4 protein-coding genes are annotated in these 3517 nt (G+C 73.2%); all 4 read right to left on the reverse strand.

Annotated features, from left to right (window positions below; translation table 11 throughout):
• Positions 1 to 44: 44 nt before the first annotated feature.
• The gene (locus RIF89_RS12360) at positions 45 to 698 is read right to left on the reverse strand and encodes a FliH/SctL family protein (RefSeq protein WP_309069407.1); all 654 of its coding nucleotides are present in this window, start codon (positions 696 to 698) and stop codon (positions 45 to 47) included.
• On the reverse strand, positions 688 to 1692 hold the full coding sequence (gene fliG / locus RIF89_RS12365; protein ID WP_309069408.1) for a flagellar motor switch protein FliG: 1005 nt from the start codon (positions 1690 to 1692) through the stop codon (positions 688 to 690). Before fliG ends, RIF89_RS12360 begins: the two co-directional genes overlap by 11 nt.
• On the reverse strand, positions 1689 to 3308 hold the full coding sequence (gene fliF, locus RIF89_RS12370) for a flagellar basal-body MS-ring/collar protein FliF (RefSeq protein WP_309069409.1): 1620 nt from the start codon (positions 3306 to 3308) through the stop codon (positions 1689 to 1691). The genes fliG and fliF overlap by 4 nt, the downstream gene beginning before the upstream one ends.
• On the reverse strand, positions 3308 to 3517 hold a 210-nt coding region (fliE, locus tag RIF89_RS12375; RefSeq protein WP_309069410.1), incomplete at its 5' end, for a flagellar hook-basal body complex protein FliE. The genes fliE and fliF, both read right to left, overlap by 1 nt.

The following is a 3517-nucleotide window of genomic DNA, read 5'->3' on the forward strand; positions in this document are numbered from 1 at the left end:
GCCGACCCGCTCGGGCCGTGCGGCCTCGAGCACGGCCGCCCAGGTCATGAGAGATCCTCCAGCGCCGCCCGGGCCCGTGCGAACGCCGCCGCCACCCGGGCGTCCACGGATCCGTCGGGCAGCACAGCCACGGCATCGCCGGGGGCGAGCTGCGGGTCGGCCACGAGCGTCACGCCCTCGGGAGCGCCACCGAGCGCGCGAAGCGTGTCGAGGTCGCCGGCGCTGACGCGCAGCTCGCGCGCCTCGGCGAGGTCGACGTGCGCCAGCACGCGCCGCAGCGCCGCGTGCGCGGACGCCTCACCCGCCGCCAGCTCGCGCGCGACGACCGTCTCCGCCAGTTCGACGGCGAGGCGCTCCAGAGCGCGCTGGCCGGCCGCCACGAGCTCGCGCTCACGGTCGGCGAGCGACAGCGCCGCGGCCTCCACCGCGACCAGGGCCTGGGTCACGCGGCGCTCGGCCGCGATCCGCTCGTCCTCGCGCGCCCGCTCGATCTCCTCGCGCAGCAGCGCCGCGGCCTCCGCCGCGGCGCGCATGCCCTCGGCGTGCCCGGCCGCGTAGCCCCGCACGCGAGCCGCTTCGAACTCCCGCTCGAGTTCGGTGCTGCGCCCCGCGATCCGGGGGAACACGGCCTGCGTGAACCGCGAGGACGCTCGCGGCCGTGAGGGCTCGGCGGGGAGGGCGGGCCGGTCAGTAGACATACTCGTCCTCGTCGGTGCGGTGCACCGTGATCTCGCCCTCGCTGGCCAGCGCGCGGATGGTGCGCACGATCTCGGCCCGCGCCTCCTCGATCTGCGACATGCGCACCGGGCCCATGATGCGGATCTCGTCGTCGAGCACCTCGCGGTTGCGCTCGGAGACGTTCTTGCGGATGACGTCCGCGATCGCCTGGTTCACGCCCTTGAGCGCCATCGCGAGCGTCCGGATGTCGACGCCGCGCAGCACGCGCTGGGCGTCGCGGTCCTCGAGCTTGACGATGTCGGCGAACGTCACCATCCGGGAGCGGATGTCCTCCGCCAGCGCGATGTCGCGATCCTCCAGGCTCGCCAGCAGAGCCTTCTCGATCGCGGCATCCGAGCGGTTGATGATCTCGACCAGCGGCTGCACGCCGCCCACCGCCTCGGACGACTCCCGGAGCGCGAACACGCCCGTGCGGGTCCGGAGCGTCTCCGCCACGACGGCGATGGCATCCTGCGTCGCCGTGCCCATCGTGGCGATCGACTGGGCGACGTCGGTGCGCAGCGGATCGGGCAGCGCCGCGAGCACCTCGGCGGCGTTGTTCGTGCGCAGGTGCGCGAGCACGAGCGCGATCGTCTGAGGCAGTTCGCCGTCGAGCAGGGTCGCGAGCTGGGCGGGGTCTGCCGCGTTGAGGAAGTCGAGGGACGTGCCCGCCATGGTGGAGCTGACTCGCGTGAGCACACCCGCTGCCCGCTCCGCGCCGAACGACGCCTCGAGCAGGCCCGCGGCCACGTCGCGACCGCCGCGGCCCGGGGCGACGCGTCCCGACGCGATGCGGTGGAAGTCGCGCAGCGCGCGCGCCGTCGTCGCGGTGTCGAGCCGGCGCATCCGGATGATCTCGGCCGCGATCTCCTCCGCCTCGCCCTCCGTCAGGTGCTTCATGACCTCGACGGCGCGCGAGCGGTCGAGGTTCATGATCACGACGGCCGCCGTCTGCGACCCGCTCAGTGCGCTCACGCGTCGACCCTGTCGGCCATGAGGCTGCGCAGCACCTCGGCGGTCTTCTGCGGATCGCGGCGGGCGAGCGACTCCAGCTCGGCGCGCTGACGCTCCAGCACCAGCTGGTCGGGCTCGGGCTCGGGATCGGGATCCACCTCGAGCGGCACGGTGGGCGTCGCGTCGATCGGGGTCGGGATCGGCGGGGCCGGCAGGGGCTCGGGCTGCTGCGGCGTGAGCAGCAGTGTCTCGGCGGTCAGCTCGAGCGGAGGCGCGACCTCCGTCTCCCGGCGGCGACGGCTGCGGACGGCGAAGATGATCACGGCGGCGAGCAGCGGCACCGCGATCGCAGCGGCGATGAGCGAGGTGCGCAGGATCTCGTTCATGCGCTCGGCCTCCTCGGCCTGCCGCGCGGCGTCCAGCGCCTGCTGCGCGGTCTGCGCATCGGCGTCGCTGAAGGCCATGAGCTCGACGGTCACCTCATCACCGCGGGCGGCGTCGACGCCTGCGGCGGTGGCGACGAGATCCTGCAGCGCGCCGACGTCCATGCCGGCGGCGGCGTCCGTGTCGACGGCGACCGAAACGGTCTGCCGCCGCACGCCGCCGGGCGGCGTCGTGACCGTCTCGGTCGACTTGTTGACGACGTTGTTGCGCGTGGTCTCGGTCGACTCGTAGCTGCCGCCCGCATCGCCGTTGGGCACGGCGATGTTGTCGGGGCCCAGCACGCCCGTGCCGCCGGCGCCGCCCGTGTAGCTCTCGGTCTTGGTCTGCTCGTTGCTCGGCACCGCCTCATCCGGCGTCGTGTACGTCTCGTCGACGCGCTCGCTGGACTCGTTCGTCATCTCGGCCGCCACGGTGACGGTGGCGTTGCCGGCGCCGACGACCTGGTCGAGCATCTCCTGGATGCTGCCCGCGACGCGCGCCTCGTACTCGCCGGCCTGCTGGTCGGTGCTGCCCGTGGTGCCCACGCCCACCGCCGAGAGCGTCTCGCCGGCCTGATCGATCACCGCCACGTTCTCGGGCTTCATGCCGCTGACCGCGGCCGACGTGAGGTGCACGATCGCGTCCACCTGCGGGGGCGCGAGCGTCGAGGTTCCCTGCGTCTCGACGAACACCGAGGCGGTCGGGTCCACGGCCTCCGAGACGAACACGCTCTCCTCGGGGATGGCGAGCTGCACCGACGCGGCGCCGACCCCATCGAGCGACTCGATCGTCCGGGCCAGCTCGCCCTCGATCGCGCGCTTGTACGTGACGGACTGCTGGAACTCGCTCGTGGTCACGCCCATGTCGTCGAGCAGCGTGTATCCGTCGCTCGTCTCGCTCGGCAGTCCCTCGGCGGCCGCCGCCAGGCGCTGGTCGTACACGTCCTGCTGCGGCACCATGACCGTCGCGCCGCCGTCGGCGAGCTCGTAGGTCACGCCCGAGGAGCGCAGCTGCTCGACGACGGCGTTCGCGTCGGCGGGGTTGAGGCCCGTGAACAGGGGGGCGAGCTGCGGGCGGCTGAGCCAGCTGCCCAGCGCGATGGCACCGAGCGCGAGCACGGCCACGCCGATGATCGCGATGGTGCGCTGCGCCAGCGTGAAGCCGCCGACGGCCTGCCGCAGGCGCTGGAAGACGTTCGTGACAGCCTGCGGCATCAGGCCTGCATCCTCATGATCTCGTTGAACGCGTCGACGCCCTTGTTGCGCACGGCGGCGACGAGCTCGAGCGTGACGGATGCGCGGCTCGAGGCGATCATGGCCGAGTGGATGTCGGTGAGGTCGCCCGTGACGGCGGCCACCGACAGCTCGTTCGACGTCGACTGCAGGCGCTGCAGCTCGTCGACCGCACCGGTGACCGCGGAGGC

It is taken from the genome of Microbacterium sp., from assembly GCF_031178525.1.
Classification (GTDB): domain Bacteria; phylum Actinomycetota; class Actinomycetes; order Actinomycetales; family Microbacteriaceae; genus Microbacterium.